Source organism: Megasphaera sp. AF13-6AC, assembly GCF_027685385.1.
GTDB classification, from domain to species: domain Bacteria; phylum Bacillota; class Negativicutes; order Veillonellales; family Megasphaeraceae; genus Megasphaera; species Megasphaera micronuciformis.
In genome coordinates this window covers 3,142-3,500 of sequence record NZ_JAQCUN010000126.1, presented here as the reverse complement: position 1 = coordinate 3,500, position 359 = coordinate 3,142, and the positions used below count along the sequence as shown (strand labels likewise).

1 protein-coding gene is annotated in these 359 nt (G+C 49.6%); it reads right to left on the bottom strand.

The features are described from left to right. The coding region (locus tag PGX78_RS06870) for an HD domain-containing protein (protein ID WP_270446083.1) at positions 1-359 on the bottom strand (359 nt) is incomplete at both ends.

The following is a 359-nucleotide window of genomic DNA, read 5'->3' as shown; positions in this document are numbered from 1 at the left end:
GTTTCGCCACGTCATGGCAGAGGATAACGCAATCATCTTCGTTCAGCTTTTCAGGTTTAACCATTACGCGAATTTCACGTCCTGCCTGAATAGCGAAACACTCTTCAACGCCTTCGAAAGATTTAGCGATTTCTTCCAACTTAGCCAATCGCTTCAAGTAGTTTTCCAAGGTTTCCCGACGTGCTCCCGGTCGAGCCGCCGACACGGCATCGGCTGCCGCTACCAAAACCGCTTCAACAGATGTTGCTTCTTCATCGCCGTGATGAGAAGCGATACAATTGATAACCGCCTTCGATTCGCCGTACTTCTTCGCTACATCGACGCCGATAGATACGTGCGTACCTTCCAAATCATGATCC